The sequence below is a fragment of the Microcystis sp. M179S2 genome (genome assembly GCF_020245805.1).
Lineage (GTDB): Bacteria > Cyanobacteriota > Cyanobacteriia > Cyanobacteriales > Microcystaceae > Microcystis > Microcystis aeruginosa.
In genome coordinates this window covers 1-18245 of the sequence record NZ_JADBUE010000288.1, presented here as the reverse complement: position 1 = coordinate 18245, position 18245 = coordinate 1, and the positions used below count along the sequence as shown (strand labels likewise).

General features: G+C 45.7%; 16 protein-coding genes and 1 pseudogene. 12 read left to right on the top strand and 5 right to left on the bottom strand.

Annotated features, from left to right (window positions below; all coding sequences use genetic code 11):
• Window positions 1-227 precede the first annotated feature (227 nt).
• From cbiT to IM500_RS17410, 4 genes are all read left to right on the top strand, one after another.
• Window positions 228-818, top strand: a complete 591-nt coding sequence (gene cbiT / locus IM500_RS17425) for a precorrin-6Y C5,15-methyltransferase subunit CbiT (RefSeq protein WP_190721812.1) — start codon at window positions 228-230, stop codon at window positions 816-818.
• A gap of 42 nt (window positions 819-860) precedes the next feature.
• On the top strand, window positions 861-1778 hold the full coding sequence (locus IM500_RS17420) for a phosphatidate cytidylyltransferase (protein WP_190721810.1): 918 nt from the start codon (window positions 861-863) through the stop codon (window positions 1776-1778).
• A gap of 53 nt (window positions 1779-1831) precedes the next feature.
• Window positions 1832-3349: a uroporphyrinogen-III C-methyltransferase gene (gene cobA, locus IM500_RS17415; RefSeq protein WP_190721808.1), complete on the top strand. Its 1518-nt coding sequence runs from the start codon at window positions 1832-1834 to the stop codon at window positions 3347-3349.
• A gap of 78 nt (window positions 3350-3427) precedes the next feature.
• Window positions 3428-3754 (top strand): hypothetical protein, encoded by a 327-nt coding sequence (locus IM500_RS17410; protein WP_147072146.1) that lies wholly within the window; start codon window positions 3428-3430, stop codon window positions 3752-3754.
• 67 nt (window positions 3755-3821) lie between these two features.
• Here the strand turns inward: IM500_RS17410 and IM500_RS17405 are convergent, their stop codons facing one another.
• The 5 genes from IM500_RS17405 to bchM all read right to left on the bottom strand — a co-directional run bounded on the left by IM500_RS17405 (window position 3822) and on the right by bchM (window position 6584).
• Window positions 3822-4169 carry a carbon dioxide-concentrating mechanism protein CcmK gene (locus tag IM500_RS17405; protein ID WP_008200430.1) on the bottom strand — a complete coding sequence of 116 codons (348 nt, stop codon included), beginning with the start codon at window positions 4167-4169 and terminating at the stop codon, window positions 3822-3824.
• A gap of 104 nt (window positions 4170-4273) precedes the next feature.
• Window positions 4274-4582 carry a carbon dioxide-concentrating mechanism protein CcmK gene (locus IM500_RS17400; RefSeq protein WP_002732196.1) on the bottom strand — a complete coding sequence of 103 codons (309 nt, stop codon included), beginning with the start codon at window positions 4580-4582 and terminating at the stop codon, window positions 4274-4276.
• 51 nt (window positions 4583-4633) lie between these two features.
• A complete protein-coding gene (gene msrA, locus IM500_RS17395) occupies window positions 4634-5128 on the bottom strand; it encodes a peptide-methionine (S)-S-oxide reductase MsrA (RefSeq protein ID WP_190721806.1) in 495 nt (164 codons plus the stop codon).
• Complete coding sequence (gene panB / locus IM500_RS17390) at window positions 5121-5888, bottom strand: 3-methyl-2-oxobutanoate hydroxymethyltransferase (protein WP_147072148.1); 768 nt, start codon at window positions 5886-5888, stop codon at window positions 5121-5123. Before panB ends, msrA begins: the two co-directional genes overlap by 8 nt.
• A 3-nt stretch (window positions 5889-5891) precedes the next feature.
• Window positions 5892-6584, bottom strand: a complete 693-nt coding sequence (gene bchM, locus IM500_RS17385) for a magnesium protoporphyrin IX methyltransferase (RefSeq protein WP_061430942.1) — start codon at window positions 6582-6584, stop codon at window positions 5892-5894.
• Between the two features lie 208 nt (window positions 6585-6792).
• Between bchM and pyk the strand changes: the two genes are divergently transcribed.
• The 8 genes and pseudogenes from pyk to murI all read left to right on the top strand — a co-directional run bounded on the left by pyk (window position 6793) and on the right by murI (window position 16776).
• Window positions 6793-8214: a pyruvate kinase gene (gene pyk / locus IM500_RS17380; RefSeq protein WP_002758171.1), complete on the top strand. Its 1422-nt coding sequence runs from the start codon at window positions 6793-6795 to the stop codon at window positions 8212-8214.
• A gap of 215 nt (window positions 8215-8429) precedes the next feature.
• Window positions 8430-9227, top strand: coding sequence for a molybdate ABC transporter substrate-binding protein (gene modA / locus IM500_RS17375; protein WP_190721831.1), 798 nt, complete (start codon window positions 8430-8432; stop codon window positions 9225-9227).
• Window positions 9228-9230: 3 nt separating this feature from the next.
• Window positions 9231-11069 carry a molybdate ABC transporter permease subunit gene (gene modB / locus IM500_RS17370; RefSeq protein ID WP_287739143.1) on the top strand — a complete coding sequence of 613 codons (1839 nt, stop codon included), beginning with the start codon at window positions 9231-9233 and terminating at the stop codon, window positions 11067-11069.
• Window positions 11070-11187: 118 nt separating this feature from the next.
• Window positions 11188-11640, top strand: a complete 453-nt coding sequence (locus IM500_RS17365; protein WP_190721800.1) for a hypothetical protein — start codon at window positions 11188-11190, stop codon at window positions 11638-11640.
• A 272-nt stretch (window positions 11641-11912) separates the two neighbouring features.
• Window positions 11913-12188: pseudogene (locus tag IM500_RS17360) on the top strand (zinc ribbon domain-containing protein); the annotation flags it as partial.
• A gap of 95 nt (window positions 12189-12283) precedes the next feature.
• A complete protein-coding gene (locus tag IM500_RS17355; protein ID WP_190721798.1) occupies window positions 12284-13672 on the top strand; it encodes a cation:proton antiporter in 1389 nt (462 codons plus the stop codon).
• 253 nt (window positions 13673-13925) lie between these two features.
• Window positions 13926-15824, top strand: a complete 1899-nt coding sequence (locus IM500_RS17350; protein ID WP_287739141.1) for an N-acetylmuramoyl-L-alanine amidase — start codon at window positions 13926-13928, stop codon at window positions 15822-15824.
• A gap of 100 nt (window positions 15825-15924) precedes the next feature.
• Entirely contained in the window at window positions 15925-16776 is an 852-nt protein-coding gene (gene murI, locus IM500_RS17345) for a glutamate racemase (RefSeq protein ID WP_190721794.1), read from the top strand.
• Window positions 16777-18245 lie beyond the last annotated feature (1469 nt).

Sequence of the window (18245 nt, the reverse complement as noted above, 5' to 3'; positions counted from 1 at the left end):
TCCCCGCTTGGGATTTACTTCGAGAAGCCCAAAATCGCTGAAACCCAGATAGATCAAGGAAAATCATCAATCGAGGTTAACCCTTTGTCCCGTAATGGTTTGAGCCTTTTTTGCTGACCGAAAACGCCTAAGTCCCACTAGAAAAGTCCCTGTTTACTTAATAAAGAAACTTGGACAAATTTATATAATAATGCTTGGTAGTGAAGCTTCTCAATAATTGATTCCCCATGACTTGGTTATATAAAACCCCTGGTATTCCCGATGAATTGTTTGAACGTTTGCCCGGGATTCCCTTGAGTAAACGCGAGGTGAGATTATTGATGATTTCCGCTTTGAGGTTAGGTGATGGGGGGGTTTTCTGGGATATCGGGGCAGGAACCGGCACTATTCCCGTTGAAATTGGCTTATTATGCCCCAATAGTCCGATTATTGCCATTGAAAGGGATGAAGAAGTGGCCAGTTTAATCCGCCGTAATTGCGATCGCTTCGGGCTAAAAAATGTTACAGTTTTTGAAGGCAGTGCTCCCGATTGTCTGCCCAATATATCCCTAGCACCCGATCGCGTCTGTATCGAGGGCGGCAAACCGATTAAATCGGTCCTGCAAGAAGTGTGGCAATACCTGAAACCCAACGGCCGCATCGTGGCTACGGCCAATAATTTAGAAACCCTCTATCAATTTTCCGAAGGCTTTTCTAATTTACAGGCGCGTAATATCGAGATTGTCCAAGCGGCAGTAAATCGCCTAGAAACTAGGGGTATTCAGCAAGTTTTTGCCGCCGTTGATCCCATGTTCATCCTGAGTGGCGATAAACTTTAATTGGGGATAACCTTCCATAAAGTTTTCTTAATCTATATAATTATGACAATGCCGCCTAACTTCTCTGGATTAACCATGCCTTGGCCACGCATTGTCAGCGCTATTTTTGCTATTGCCTTCGCACTGGGAATTATTATCGTTGGGGGTTGGTATTTCACCCTCGGCATCGGTGTTATCGTCTTTTTGGGACAATTGGAGTATTTTCGCTTAGTTCGCGCTAAAGGCATTGAACCGGCCGCTAAAACCACTCTCGTAGTTTCGCAATTATTACTACTGACGGCAACTATGGCAGCCCCCCTCACCGATGCCATGTTTCCCCTGGCCGGAGCGTTAATTTGTTTTTATCTGCTCTTTCAGCCCAAAATGGCGACAATTGCCGACATTTCCACCTCAATTCTCGGTCTGTTTTATGGTGGTTACTTACCTAGTTATTGGATTCGTTTACGGGTCGGTTTTTCTCCTGAAAGTGGTCCGGTGGCTATGGCCAGTAACTTACCCCTGATGGGATATTGGCCAGAATCGTGGATGGAACCGAAATTATTCCCGGCCGCTTTGACGGTGACTTTTCTAGCTTTCGGTTGCATTTGGGCCGCCGATATCGGAGCTTATATCATGGGAAAATGGTTAGGGAAAACCAGTTTATCGCTGATTAGTCCCAAAAAAACCGTGGAAGGTTCCTTTTTTGGCATTTTAGGCAGTATAGCGGTGGCCGATTTGGGTGCTTGGTATTTAGATTGGCCCTATTGGCAGCTGACGGGCCTAATTTTGGGCTTATTAATTGGTATTGTCAGTTTATTGGGCGATTTGACCGAATCGATGATGAAACGCGATGCTGGGGTCAAGGATTCCGGCCAGTTAATCCCCGGTCACGGTGGTATACTCGATCGCACTGATAGTTATGTCTTCACCGCTCCCCTAGTATATTATTTCGTCACTTTACTGCTGCCCTGGTTGCGTTAGTAATTTGTTTCTTCTCCAGTGCTAAATTAAAGATTAAACCCAAATTTGCGATTATGTCAGGAGTCGTCTATCCCCGGGGTAAAGTTTATCTTCTCGGTGCGGGAATCGGTCAGAGTAGTTTTCTCACCCTGCAAGCGCGAGCAATTTTAGCCACGGCCGAGGTTTTGCTGTATGATGCCCTAGTGGATAGTCAAATCTTCTCCCTCGTGCCGAAAACCTGTGTTTTAGTCGATGTGGGCAAACGGGGAGGACAACCCGGCGCCGAGCAAAATCAGATTAATCGGATATTGGTTAATTATTGTCAAGAGGGAAAACGAGTTATTCGGCTCAAAAGTGGTGATCCGGGGGTTTTTGGGCGAGTATATCCTGAAATGTTGGCCCTAAAGCGGGCTGGCTGTGATTTTGAACTGATAACTGGAATTTCCTCCGCTTTGGCCGCTCCTTTATTGGCCGGAATTCCCCTGACGGAAAAGGATATTAGTCGCTGTTTTGCGGTCTTGAGCGCTCACGATCCCGAGTCTCTCGATTGGTCAGCTTTAGCTAAAATTGATACGCTGGTGCTATTGATGGCCGGTCAGTCTTTAGGGCAAATTATCGAGAAATTATGCCAAAATGGGCGGAATATTGACGACTCGATCGCTATTATCCGCCAGGCGGGACGCAAGGATCAACAAATTTGGCGCGGCACTTTAGAAAATATTCTCGCTCAAACCGCCGGGGTGTCCCTCTCACCCTCTATTATGGTCATTGGTCAAGTTGTGGATCTGGCGATTATGTCCTCTCCCCCACCCCTAGGAGGTAAAACTATTGTTATTACCCGTGCCGCCGAGCAAACGAGTCAATTTAGCGAAATTTTGCAAAATCAAGGCGCAGAAGTCCTAGAAATGCCCGCTTTAGAGATTCGTCCCCCCGACCGTTGGCAAGGTTTAGACGATGCCATCGCTCAGTTAAAAGAGTTTGATTGGCTGATTTTAACTTCTGCCAATGCTGTTAATTTTTTCTTTGATCGCTTGACATTTTGGGGAAAAGATGCTAGGGCTTTAGCGAACGTAAAAATCGCCGTGGTGGGCAAAAAAACCAGCCAAGTTTTGCACTCACGGGGATTAAAGGCGGATTTCATCCCAGGGGATTTTGTCGCTGATGCTTTGGTAAACGAGTTTCCCGACCCGATTAGGGGGCAAAAATTCCTCTTTCCTCGCGTGGAAACGGGAGGCAGAGAGATATTAGTTAAGGAATTAACGGCCAAAGCCGGTCAGGTGACGGAAGTGGCCGCCTACGATTCCAGATGTCCAGCGCGCATGGATAGGGGCATCTGGGAAGCCTTTCGAGAGGGGAAAGTCGATATAGTCACCTTTGCTAGTTCCAAAACCGTCCAGAATTTTTATCAGTTATTGCTGCAAGAAACGGCAGAATTATCGGTTAATTCCCTATTAGAAAAAGTTTGTCTGGCTTCTATCGGTCCGCAAACTTCAAAAACCTGTCAAGAGTTATTTGGTCGTGTTGATATCGAGGCGCGAGAATACACCCTAGAAGGGTTGACTAGCGCTCTAATCGAGTCGAGTAAAACCTGACATCCTCGCCGCCGTAAAACAGACGGCGATTCCCAAACCTGACGATAAACAAAGCCATAAAAATCTAGGAATCTCCCCATGAGTAACCCTATTATCATTGAAACTGACTTAAAAGATATTCTCGCTAAACTTGACAATCGGTTAGAGCGAATCGAAACAAAACTAGAAGTATTGCCGAAAATAGAGACCGAAGTTTCCCAACTCAAAGAAGATGTCAGAAACCTGAAGGGAATCGAAACAAAACTAGAAGTATTGCCGAAAATAGAGACCGAAGTTTCCCAAATCAAAGAAGATGTCAAAGACTTGAAAGAAAGGGCAACGGCTCAAATATGGGCTTTGATAGTCACTGTTATCGGTGCAACTGTTGCAGCAATTATCAAATTCGGTTTTCTGACTAAAACTTAAATCATCATCAAAAACTAAGTTGGAACTAGACAAGTTCCAACCGATCACAAAAAATTGACCTTGAATATTAACGACGAATCGGAGCGATCGCACCGTCGGCGGCGGCACGAAAAGGTTCCACTGCCTCGCTATAATCGATCGGTAAAATAGCCACCACGTTATCATGAGGACGGGGAATAATTACCCAGGTTTCTAAAGCTGCCCCCTCGGTTTTATTGACGGCTTCAATGCCGGCAGCCATAGCGGTTTTTACCTCCTGTACATCCCCACGAATATTGAGGGTAAAACGGGCGCTTCCTGCCCTTAAATAACCAACAATCGTGATCCGTCCTGCTTTTACCATCGCATCGGCGGCCGCTAGAATACCGGGGAAACCTTTGGTCTCGATCGATCCCACCGCGGGTTGGGCTGTCATAAATTAACTCCTAATAACAAAAATCAGATAAGTTTAATTGATAGAATCCAATCTATTTTCCAGTCTTTAACTATAGTCTAGTTTGGGGTAAATCGCTAGGGAAATTAACTGCGAAAACGGTCTGACTTAGGCGTATGCTGCACTGGTAAAACTGCCAGTACATTTTCTGGAGGATTCGGTACGATGTAATGACTGACCACATTACCACCAAAAGCGGTCATCGCCGCCGCTAATCCTGCCTCTACTGCTGGTTTAACCTCGGAAATCGGACCGCGAATCGCCACCAAAAATTCGCCCCTTTCCGCTAGATCAAAATAAACTAGGGTGACTCGTCCCCCTTTAACCATGGCATCCGCCGCCGCTAAAACGGGGGGAAAACCCAACGTTTGAATGACTCCGACCGCCTCGGGCATTTTTCCTGATCTCCTGCGAAAGCAACTTTACATTATACCCCGAACCTGTATTTATATTTTCTTCTGGAAATCCGCGACCGATCGAGCCTGTTTTTTCTCCAAATACTGTTGATGGGACTGATCGGCCAGATAATAATCTCCTGCGGGTTCGATAAAAGTAACGATATCTTGCTGAAACTTTCCCGATAGTTGTAGTTGACGCTTGCCAGCAGTGGCGATTAACTTTTGTTCTGGGGTGTGATAAAAAATAATCGATCGATATTGTTCTCCCCGGTCCGGTCCTTGGCGATTTAACTGAGTCGGATCATGAATTGACCAAAAAACGGCTAATAACGCCTCGTAGCTTATCTCTTGGGGATTATAGGCAATTTGTGCCACTTCCGCATGACCGGTAATTCGCGATAACACATCGAGATAACTAGGATTGGGGAAATTTCCCCCCATATAACCCACAGAAGTCGCTAAAACACCAGGTAAACGCCGAAATGCGTCCTCGGTTTTCCAAAAACAGCCGGCCCCAAAGGTAGCTTTTTCGCCGCTATTCATTTCCCCTCACATCCTTGGCAAATTCCACCACTGCTTTTGTAATTGCTTCGCTTAAATTAGCATAAACTTTGGCAAAAGGGGGAGCTTTTTCGGTTAATCCTAGGATATCCGCCGTTACTAACACCTGACCATCACAATCTTCCCCCGCACCGATACCAATCGTCGGGATAGTCAATTTATCGGTAATAGTAGCGGCTAAATTGGCGGGAATATGTTCCAAAACCAGGGCAAATACTCCCGCTTTCTCCAAGGCTAAAGCTTCCTCGATTAATCTTTGTGCATCCGATGGAGTTTTTCCCTGCTGACGGTATCCTAACCGATGGACTGACTGGGGAGTTAATCCGATATGACCCATAACAGGGATGCCTATCTCGGTTAAACGGCTAATAGTCTCGATCATAGCGGGATAACCTCCCTCTAATTTTACCCCTTGCACTCCCGCTTCCTTTAACATCCTTCCGGCGGAGTGAATTGCCTGACTGACACTTTCCTGATAGCTGAGAAAAGGCAAATCACAGACAACTAAAGCTTGTTTTACCCCACGAGACACGGCCGCCGCGTGGTGAATCATCGCCTCTAGGGTGATCGGTAAAGTGGTAGGATAGCCCAAAGCGGTCATAGCCAAGGAATCACCTACCAAGATAATATCAATTCCTGCTTGATCGAGCAGTCGAGCGATCGGATAATCCCAAGCTGTGAGGGTGACAATCGCGCGTTTTTGCTGTTTCCACTCGATTAATTTGCTGGTGGTGACTGCCATTATTTATTCACTGCGGACAGCTTCGAGGATACGGGAAAAATAGAAACGAGTGCTAGTCATACTCGTCCGTTCAATTTTAAAGCCATTTTCGTTGAGAGCGGCGACAATAGTTTTTTCCTTGTGTTGATAGGCGCGAGTGGTTTTACTCGGACCGGGGAAAAATTGACCAATTTTCTTGAGAATGGTTAATAAACAGGTTTTAGGGGCAAAACTGAGGATTAAACGGGATTGAGCTAGGGCTCCCAGGTGTTTAATCATTCCTAATGCTTCTTCTGTGGGATAGTGAATGAGAACATCAAGACAGATGACCGTGTGATATTGGCCGGTTAATGCTTCTAAATCTTGAACGGCAAAGGTGAGTTTACTGGTATCTGCTAACTCTTTGGCTGCTCTTTCCTTGGCTTCTGTCACCATTTTCTCAGAAATATCACTGGCGAAAATAGTTGCGCCCGCTTGAGCGAGGGGAATACTAAGACTACCGACTCCACAACCGGCATCACAGATCGAGAGATTGGGCAAATTGTCATCACTTTCTAACCAACCGATAACGGTATCGAGCGTCTGTTGATGACCGATGCGAATATCTTTTTGTACTTTGTTAACTTCGCCATCCCCATAAATCCGGCGCCAGCGATCGAATCCTGTGGCGTTAAAATAGTCCTTGACTATGGCTTTATCGTCTAATGTGTTGGTCATAACGAAATCTAAACGAGCGGAGATGGTTATTAGTTTATCCTACCTTAAAGATCCCAACCGTTGCCGCTGGGCTGATTCCTGAGCAGTCAGGAAAGGACCCGGAGCGATGGCAACTCTGTGCAAAAGCTTAATTTGTTTTCCACTTCACTTTTAGTTAACCTAAAGTGAATATCATGTAATCGTCCCAAGATTGATTAGTAAGGGTTCCATGTCAATTATTACCCATAGAACTAAGATCGTAGCCACGATCGGCCCTGCGAGTAATTCGCCAGAAGTCCTCAAGCAGATGATCGGTGCGGGGATGAATGTAGCGCGGCTAAACTTTTCCCACGGTAGCTACGAAGATCATGCGAGAGTTGTTACCCTTTTACGGCAAATTTCTCAAGAATTAGACAATCCTATCACTCTCCTGCAAGATTTACAAGGGCCGAAAATTCGCGTTGGTAATCTCCCCAATGGTTCCATTACCATCAACGACGGCGATTATCTCACCCTTGTACCCATGGATGAGTATCGGGGAGAAGCGAACACCGTTTCGATCGATTATCCCTATCTGGCCGAGGAAGCCAAGTTAGGTGAGCAAATTCTCCTTGATGATGGCTTATTAGAGCTAAAAATCGTTGAAATTAACGGAAAAGACCTAAAATGTCAAGTGTTGGAGGGAGGAATTCTCAAAAGTCGCAAGGGAGTCAATCTACCCCGTCTCAATTTGCGCTTACCTTCCATGACCGAAAAAGACAAACAAGACCTAGAATTTGGTCTTTCTCAGGGGGTTGATTGGGTTTCCCTCAGTTTTGTTCGTAAAGGAGAAGATATCAAGGCGATTAAGGCATTTTTAGCCGAGAGAAATCATGCGGATATGCCAGTGATGGCTAAAATTGAAAAACCGCAAGCGATCGAAAATTTGGAGTCAATTATCGAGGAATGTGACGGAATTATGGTAGCCCGGGGCGATTTGGGGGTAGAATTAAGTCCCGAAAAAGTCCCCATGTTGCAAAAACGCATTATCAAACTCTGCAACATGAAAACTATTCCCGTCATCACTGCCACCCAGATGTTAGAAAGCATGATTAACAATCCCCGACCGACTCGGGCCGAGGCTAGTGATGTGGCTAATGCGATTATCGATGGAACCGATGCGGTGATGTTATCGGGGGAATCAGCAGTGGGAGATTTTCCCGTCAAAGCTGTGGCTATGTTGGCCAAAATCGCCCATGATGTGGAAGCGGATGTGAAGTTTGATAATGCTCCCCCCAATCAGTCCGATGAAACTCACGCTCTCAGTGAGGCTTTAGTGGCGATCGATCAAACCCTTGATCTCCGTTATATTGTCACTTTTACCACCTCTGGCTACACTTCGCTACTGGCTTCTAAGGAACGTCCCTCGGTTCCCGTCATTGCCATGACTCCCAATAAACGAGTCTATCACCGTCTCAATCTAGTCTGGGGTGTGATCCCGATTCTTCTTGATCATCAGGTGTCCGTCTTTGAGGATGTGTTAAAGCAAACGGAATCAATTCTGCTTCAGAAAAATCTAGCGCAATCGGGCGATAAAATCCTGATTATGGCGGGAATTCCCATGCAGAAAACTAAAGGCACTAATTTCCTCAAAATTCACAGGATTCCCTAAGTTCTAGGATTCAGGGGTCAGTATTCTCCGAGTCAGGAGTCAGCTTTTTTCTCCCCACACCCCCACTTCCCCACTCCCCCATCTCCCCACTTCCCCATTCCCCACTTCCCCACTTCCCCAAGAAAAACTTTTTGCCGCAAACCCTAGATACAGATTTCGGGCGGTGGATTGGTTGTGATAGATGTATAAATATCGATCGCTTGCTATCAATCTTGATGAAAAGACGATATTTTCTGGCTTTTATCGGCTCAATTGTCCTTAGTTGCTTATTATCTCCAGACATAAACCTTTTTTCCTCTACTATCGCCACTGCACAAACCCAGACAATTCTAGTTTCTGCCGCCGCTAGTCTCAAAGATGCCCTAGAAGAAATCAAGCCGGGGTTTGAAAAAGCCCATGCCAACATTAAAGTTAACTATAACTTCGGTGCGTCGGGAGCTTTGCAACAGCAAATTACACAAGGTGCGCCGGCCGATGTTTTCGTCTCGGCCGCGACTAAGCAAATGGACGCTTTAGCAAAAGCTGGTTTAATCGATAGAAGTACCAGAAGAAACCTGCTCACTAATCGCCTAGTTTTAATCGTTCCCAAGAATTCCACCCTAAAAATCAGCGATTTTCGTTCCCTGACTAACAGTAATGTCAAAAGAATTGCCGTGGGTGAACCGCGCAGCGTTCCCGTCGGTCAGTACAGCGAAGAAGTTCTGAAAAATCTCGGCATTTTAGAGCAAATAAGACCAAAACTGGTCTTTTCCAACTCCGTCCGTAATGTTCTCGCCGCCGTAGAAACCGGTAACGCCGATGCTGGCCTTGTTTACATCACCGATGCCAAAATTTCCGACCGGGTAAAAGTAGTGGCTACGGCTGCCAATAATCTCCATTCTCCGATTATTTACCCCATAGCTGTGATCAAAGCCAGTAAAAACCCGCAAGCTGCCAAGACTTTCGCCCAATATCTCATCAGGAAAGCCGCTAAAAACATTTTTGAAAAATTCGGCTTCGGAATAGCCAGATAAACAATGCCAGACTTTTCCCCCCTATGGATATCCCTGAAAACCGCCACCATTGCCCTGATAATCATCTTTTTTCTCGGTATTGCCGCCGCTTATTGGATGTTAGGTTATCGTGGACGGTGGAAATCCCTAATCGAGGGAGTTTTCGTCGCGCCCTTAATCTTGCCCCCGACGGTGCTAGGCTTCATTTTACTGCTCCTATTCGGCAAAAACGGACTATTAGGACAGTTATTAGACTTATTTAACTTTCGCGTCGTTTTTACTTGGTATGCCGCCATCATCACCGCGACGGTGGTGGCTTTTCCCCTGATGTACAAAACCACCCTAGGGGCTTTTGAACAGGTGGATGCCAACATCCTACAGGTTGCCCGCACCCTAGGGGCATCGGAAGGGAAAATATTCTGGCGCGTACTTTTGCCCCTCTCCTTCCCCGGAGTATTAGCAGGATTAACCCTAGCTTTTGCCCGCGCTTTGGGGGAATTTGGGGCGACTTTGATGTTAGCGGGTAATATTCCGGGGCAAACTCAAACTATCCCGATGGCGATTTTCTTCGCTGTGGAAGCAGGAGCGATGACTGAGGCTTGGATATGGGTGTTTATTATCATGTTAATCTCCCTATCGGGGATTATCGCCGTTAATCTCTGGCAAAGTCAACGTAAACAGCAATTAGGACGACCGGGAGAAAGCAAACCTAACGAGATGGAGGACTGGCTGCCACCCTGGCAGGGTCGCGATTTTGCCCTTTTAGAAGCTGAAAATAATCATTATAGGGATAAAATAGGCTTATTTGTCGATATAGAGAAATCTTTACCCGGTTTTAACCTCTCGGTAACTTTTAACTGCCAAAATCAGCCCCTAGGACTATTAGGGGCTTCGGGGTCGGGAAAAAGCCTGATTTTGCGATCGCTGGCTGGTGTGGAAACGCCCTCAAGGGGTCGTATTGTCTTAAATGGGCGCATTCTCTTCGACTCCGAAAAGGGAATTAATCTCCCCAGTCGTCAGCGTCGTATCGGTTTTGTGGTGCAGAATTATGCCCTTTTTCCCCATCTCACCGTGGCAGAAAATATCGCTTTTAGTCTCCCCAAAAACTTATCTAAAAAAGTTATTAAACAGCAGATTGCCAACCAATTGGAATTAGTGCAGTTACCCGGCATGGAAAACCGTTATCCCCATCAATTATCGGGGGGACAACAGCAACGGGTCGCCATCGCTCGCGCTTTAGCTAGTCGTCCGGAAGCTTTATTATTAGATGAGCCTTTTTCTGCCCTTGATACCCATCTACGCGCTCAATTAGAACGTCAGATGATCAAAACTTTAAGTAATTACGATGGCGTGACAATTTTTGTTACCCACAATATGGATGAAGCCTATCGAATATGTGAGAATTTATTAGTTATGGAAAAAGGGCGGGCAATTGCTAATAATTCTAAACAGAAAATTTTTGAGCGACCAGATAGCGTTAGTTTGGCAAAAATTACGGGCTGTAAGAATTTTTCCCGTGCTATAATCATTAATAATCAACAATTGGAGGCCATTGATTGGGATGTTAAATTACACACCGTCCCCAGAATTCCCGACTATTTAGCCTATACGGGAATTCGCGCCCATCAAATTATTTTTGGTCGAGATTTAGGCGATATTAATACTTTTACCTGTTGGTTAGCTAATGCCATTGAAGGACCCCATCGGGTGACTCTCTATCTGAAACTTAATCAACCCTCCAACCACGACCGCGATTTTCATATCCAAGCAGAGTTATATAAGGATAAATGGTTAGAAATTAAGGAGCAAGCTTTGCCTTGGACTGTTACTTTATCTCCCCAGCGTTTATTATTATTAAAGTAATGGGTTAATTTTTCTCAAGTGCTGACAGATATAGAGCTTCTAAAATCCCAGACCATCCCGTTAAATACCCGCTCGTGTCATTAGTTAGTAAAAATGTTCTATATAGAGTTATAAAATCATGGCTAAAAAGGAATCTTGTGATTGGATAATGCGAGTGGATTTACACTTACCCACTCCTGATGAAATGCCGGATGAAATGTTAGAAATAGCAGCAGCAATTGCGTGGGTTAATTACCGAGTGGAGGGGCCAGGTTGTCTGTGGCTGATGGTCAATTCCTGCTGTGAACCTAAATTTATGTATCTGCCAGATATCAAGTTAAGACGAATTGCCGAAAGAGCGCATCCAGAGGTGGATATTTACGATCCAATTAACGAACTCCTGCTGTTAGTTAGTCCCAATTGGGAAATATTTTCAGGGGAATTAGTGGGAGATAATGAAACACATTTTTATTACCGAATTAACGTCAAAAAACGAGTAGGAAAATCCTGTGAAGATTGCTGGGAGGTTTGGGGAGAAAAGTTAGGAGAAGTTGGTCGAGAAGGAATGGTAAAAGTAGTGGAAGATGTCTAAAGTGTCGATTGAGTAATTGATTGCTCACCACAGAGACCCAGAGGATACAGAGTTTTTTAAGTAATTTTTCTGATTAATGAAATAGTGTTATATTGGTAGTTAGGATATGGGAAAAAGGCAAGGAAGCGGTTCGGATTTTGTGCTGTCCTTTGGGTGCGGGGTAAAAAATTAGAAGAAAAAGCCCGCAACCCCCTCAGAGGTATTTTAGAGGGCTACATTCCGCACTTCAGAAGGAGGTTCAAGTTATTGAAATAGTTTCAAAAGCCAACAAAAAAAATCAGTTGTATGGTGCGGAGTTAATCGTAGCTGATAGATGGTTCCCCAGTAGCAAAATCTGTTCCAATTGTGGATACAAAAAAGAGTCTCTATCTTTATCCGAAAGAGTTTTTGATTGTGAACAATGCTCTTTTGTTTGTGATAGAGACTTGAACGCTAGTCTCAATCTAGCTTCTTTGGCGGTGAGTTCCACCGTGTCAGCCTGGGGAGTAGATAGTGCCGACACTGCTACCTTGAAGCAGGAAATTAGCTTCAAATTTGCTCATGAGTAGATTTGAGTAAGTTTAATAGAACGGCAAACTTTGAGCAGGGATGACTGAATAGGCCGCAAGCTTGTTAGAGTATTGAGAGTAATTTTGAGCGAGCGATGATACTACAGCCTTTTCTTTCTTCCGCTTGGAGTTTTAACATTCCCCTGTTAGCCTCGGCAGCTACAGCCGAAACTGCCGATAGTGCCTTAGTTTTAGCCTGCGTGCTGCTGAGTTTGACCGTTATTTATTTCGCCTGTAAACTGGGGGGAGAAATATGCGTGCGATTCAACTTGCCTCCCGTGTTAGGAGAATTAGTCGGTGGCGTGATTATCGGGGTTTCTGCCCTAAAATTACTGGTTTTTCCAGAAGGAGGAGCGGGATTCGAGGATTCTCTCCTAATTCACTTCCTACAATCCACTTCCCCCCTCACCCCGGAGCAATCTCCCGCCGTTTTTAGTGCTGCCAGTGAGGTGATTTCCGTCCTCTCGGAATTGGGGGTAATTATCCTGCTGTTCGAGATCGGTTTAGAGTCAGACTTGCAGGAATTAATTCGCGTCGGTCCGCAGGCAGCCGTCGTCGCAGTGGTGGGAGTTGCGGTTCCCTTTTTGGTGGGTACTTTGGGTTTAATCTATATCTTTCATCTGGCCACCATTCCCGCCATTTTTGCCGGGGCAGCTCTAACCGCTACCAGTATCGGCATTACCGCCAAGGTTTTAGCAGAAATAGGGCAGTTATCGGCGAAAGAAGGTCAAATTATCATCGGGGCAGCGGTTCTCGATGATATTCTCGGTATTATCATCCTCGCTGTCGTTGCTTCTTTGGTGAAGACCGGAGAAGTGCAGATTAGCAAAGTAATTTATCTAGTGATTAGTTCCAGCGCTTTTGTGGTGGGTGCGATCCTGATCGGTCGTTTTTTAAGCCCCTTTTACGTTCAATTAGTTAATAGCATGAAAACTAGGGGACAATTGCTCTTAGTTTCCCTGATTTTCGCCTTTATTCTTGCCTATATTGCCCAAGTTATCCAATTAGAAGCGATTCTCGGTTCCTTTGCCGCGGGCCTGGTCCTCGGGGAAACGGAAAAGCGCTCGGAATTGGCAGAACAAGTGTTCCCGATCGCCGATTTATTTGTACCGATATTTTTCGTCTGTGTGGGGGCAAAAACCGATTTAAGTGTCCTTAATCCCGCTATTCCCACTAATCGAGAAGGATTAGTCTTGGCCGCTTTCCTAATTGTCGTCGCTATTTTGGGTAAAGTGGTAACGGGGTTAGCCGTTTTCAGTCAGGAAAAACTCAATCGCTTGGCGATCGGAGTTGGCATGATTCCCCGGGGTGAAGTGGGTTTAGTCTTTGCCGGAGTCGGGGCTGCTAGTGGCGCTTTATCCCCCGCTGCCGATGCGGCCATTATTATGATGGTGATCTTGACTACCTTTATCGCTCCGCCCCTGTTAAGGTTAGTATTTAAAGAACCTACCGCCAGCCCTCAATCAGTGAGCAGTGAGCAGTGAGTTAGGAGCTAGAGGATAGGGAGATAGGGAGATAGGGTAATTTCAACTAAAACCCCAAAACCCCAACACCCCAACAACCAATCCCTGATCACTGATCAGAAACATAGCAGACCATGCCAACGTCCCATAAGCTTGTTTTTATTGATAGTCATTCTCAGAGCATTAACGGAGCTATGGATGGTCAAAAATCGACAAAATTGTCCATTTTTACCGAAAAAAGGTAATTGATAACTGAGCAACGGGAGCATCGATCGTGAGATTTCATTGGTTATTCCTAAGCGCATTAACTTGGTTGCTGGTGGCGGCCCCTGCTTGGGCCGGCAAGCTCGTCTTTTGGCGATTCGACACCAATGAGAATCGTCTGGTGTTCACCACCGACAATCGAGTGCAACCGCGAGCGCAAATGATCACTAACCCCACCAGGATCGTGATCGATCTGCCCGGGATCAAGTTAGGGCAACCCAATATTAACCGGCCCATTGGCAATATCGTCAGAAGTGTCCGTATTGGTCAATTTGATGCGGAAACTACCCGTTTAGTGATTGAATTGGCCCCAGGCTACACCTTTGATCCTCAACAGGTAAAAATTCGCGGAATTTCGCCCACCCAATGGACAGTGGAATTGCCAGAACCCCAACCAATTAGGGAGGAAACGCAACCACCCGTCACCCCTGACCCCACACCTCCCCCCGATCGCGGTTCCACCCGTCCCACTCCCCCACCTCCAGTGAGCCAGACGGACAACAACGATGATTTTCAGGTAACTCGCAATGGTCTTTTTGTCCGTTTAGAGCAAAATGGTGATGAGCGATCAATCCGCAGTCAACGCAGCCGGGACGGCAAAAAAATCGAATTTGAATTACCCGGGGCCACTTTACCCAGTAGTCTCACCGGTCAAACTATCCCCGTCAATCGCTATGGGGTCGGCGATATTCAATTCAGTCAGACTGCCAATCAACGGGCCAAGATTTCCCTGAGCGTTAATAAGGATAGTCCCGATTGGCAAGCTCTCTATAGTCGTTTTGGTGGTTTGGTTTTACTGCCTAGGGGTGGTCTGGGTTCCGTGGATAATATCTCCTCTCCCCCCCCCACTAGCGCCACTAATCCCAATCCCCGTCCCAATAATCCCCCCGCGAAAACTGCCAATAATCCCCCTTCGAGCAATCGTTTGGCCACGATCTCCTCGATCGATCTGACGGGCAATAACGATCGCCTCTTAATTCGCGCGGATTTACCCCTAAAAGCTAACGGCAGTGTTAACCGGGATGGTGTCTATGAACTAAGCATCGAAAATGCTAAGTTAGCCGAGTCTTTTCGCGGTCCGCGCTTTGGTCGCTCTAGTCCCATCTATCAATTGCGGGTACGTCAGGAAAGCAGCAATCGGGTGCTGATTTTGGTACAGACGGCCGCGGGTTTTCAACTGGGACAATTAACTCAAACGGGCAATCAAACCCTAGCCCTAGAATTGCTTTCCTCCCGCAATTCTAGCCCCGTTTCTCAGGTTCCTGACTCCACTACTATCCCTGTTCCTTTACCCCCCAATACGGGGCAATTTAACCCACCGCCGCGCCCCTCTAACCCCACTCCTAATCCCCCCCAACAACGCAATAGCCGCTTTCTAGTGGTGATCGATCCGGGCCACGGTGGTAAGGACCCGGGGGCGATCGGAATTGGTGGCCTTCAGGAAAAAAACGTAATTCTGCCCATTTCCCTAGAAGTTACCCGCATTCTGCAACAACAGGGCATCGATGTGCGTCTAACTAGAGATAGCGACTTTTTTGTCACCCTGCAAGGTCGCACGGATCTGGCTAACCAGATCGATGCCGATCTGTTTGTCAGTATCCACGCTAACTCTATGGGGAAAGGACGACCAGATGTCAACGGATTGGAAGTTTATTACTTTGGCGATCGCCGTTTGTCGGACACCATCCATCGCAATATTGTCCGCAGTGTCGATCTGCCCGATCGGGGGGTGCGTCGGGCCCGTTTCTATGTGCTGAGAACCTCGAAAATGCCCTCTACCCTCGTGGAAGTGGGTTTCGTTACCGGCGCTGAGGATGCTGCTAAATTAGCCAATGTCAACTTTCAACGACAAATGGCGGCGGCGATCGCAAGGGGAATTATTGAATATATTCAACGAAATCTCCGTTAATGATTAAATGATTGGAGCATTAGTTTACTGATCAAAAAATCCGTGTTTTAATATCATCAAATAAAGCTATTTTAGATCAGCGTTTTCCTCGATATTATCTATGAGAGAATCACAACTTAGTCCGATTGGTGTGTTTGATAGTGGTGTGGGTGGACTGACCGTTTTAAGGGAGTTGTATCGACAACTGCCCCAAGAATCAATTCTCTATTTCGCTGATACCGCTAGACTTCCCTACGGAACCCGTTCTAAAGGGGAAATTATCGAATTTGTCCGGGAAATTCTCACTTGGATGAGCGAGCACCAGGTGAAAATGGTGATTATGGCCTGTAATACCAGTTCCGCCTTGGCTTTAGAAGAAGTACAGGCCGAATTTAAAGATTTACCAATTTTGGGGGTAATTTTACCCGGGGCAAAAACTGCCGTGCAAAAAGGAAAGCGCATTGGGGTGATTTCTACTCCCGCTACGGCTAAAAGTAATGCCTATAAACAAGCCATTCAAGAAATCGATCCTACTGCCCAAGTTTGGCAAATTCCCTGTCCTGAATTTGTCCCTTTGATCGAGGCTAACCGCATTTTTGACCCCTACACCACGCAGGTGGCTAGGGAATATCTTCAGCCTTTACTAGCAGAAAATATTGATACTCTGGTCTATGGTTGTACCCATTATCGCCATCTTTCCCCGGTTTTACGTCGTCTTTTACCTAGTTCCGTGCGGTTGGTAGATCCCGCCGCTTCCGTTGTCCGAGCGGCGGAAAAAGAACTAGAATTATTAGGTCTAAAAAATCCCGAAACACCCCTACCTACCAACTTCGCAGTTAGCGGTGATCCTGACACTTTTGCTCGTTTATCTCGTCAATGGCTCGGTTTTTCTCCCCGGGTAGAAAAGGTTTATCTGCAATGTCGGGTGAAGACCCTCGGTTTTACAGATGGGATGAAACAAAGGCCAGTATAGAACAGCGAACCACAGCTAAAAATAAGTGTCTAGTCTCAAGAGCGAAATCTCGAATGACTTCTGACATTGTTAATGGCATTCTAGTTGCGTATGCCGAAGTGCGCTTGCTCTTCTTTTGGGGTCATTAGCCTTGGCAGTCTTTTTTCCTTTAAAGGTTTGAAGTACTCACGAAAAATAGCTACCATATAACTATAGCGGCTAGGGTAAACAACCGCTTGAAAAACCCCTGTAGTCTAATCACTACGCTATCTGCACCTTGACAATCAAAGATATGGGGTTCTACCTAATGTTCTAGTTTCTACCTGTAGGTAGGTAAAATCTTTGCAGGAACTAGACAAAGCAGTATTTGAAGCTAACACTTCAATTAAAGCAAATTTTGTAGAAATACAACTAGGGTGGGGCGCACCCAAAGTTAACGCTTGAGGAGAGAACCACCTCTGGGTTGAGAATCGCAAGGTACTTAGTCTAAGTGGACTCGGTGAATCAAGAATCCCTCGCTTGAGCGCGACGGGAGCGTCAATTGCCTGTCCCCGTTTTATAGCCGTCAGCCTTTTTCAGGGAGCAGTAATCAGGGAGCAGTAATCAGTGAAAAGACAGTAGGAAACTGCTATTTACAGCCTTTCTCGTCAAGGTGAAGCACAGACACTAATACCTGCTAATCAACTATTTCAGCTGCAAGAACGAACCTCATGTATCTGAGAAATGCTGTAATACTGCTCACTTAAAACTCAAATCTGATCAACTGATCACTGATCACTGATTAGGAGTTGATTTTAGCTTTTTTAGCGATCGCTAGTAAGAGGTAGATCACCAGTAAATACACCATTGGTAACACTAAGGTCATGGTAGGCATTGTTTGATTAGGGAGGAGAGAAGATAGTTAAAATTAGGTAGGCTCGATCTTTCCCCATTGATCATCGAATGACTAGCGACGAGAAAACTAGCTAAATCTGCAAACAGATCGAGCTTATCCGTCAGTCACTCTACCAAGGGACCCGGATCGAGTTGGACAGGTAATCGTTTTCAACTCCATTCTTCGCACCAGAAACCGACGAGAAAAAATTCCTCATCTTAACAATTCCTAGGTGAGAACTGGGGGTTAATTTCTTGCAACTGCCACTATCAACTTAACATAAGTTGTCAAGGACTGGGAAAAAATTTTTTTAAGCTCGATCGAAAGGAGAATAATCAAGATTTTGCGAAGAAGATTGTCGTCGTAATCAATCATACTTTGAGAATAATTTGACCAGCGAAGCTAGGATATTTGTTAGAATATCAAGCATAAAAAATTAGATTGTTCATTGTTCATTGTTCATTGTTCATTGTTCGGGAGCATCTCACCTTTGCAATGAGCATAAATACTTAGGGGAAAAATAGGCTTTTCGAGGGTAATTCTTGTTTTAATTCTCTATGTACGCAGTCTTTAAAAGCCTCTATTTCGTTCCAAGACACGATTAAGAGTGGCTTTT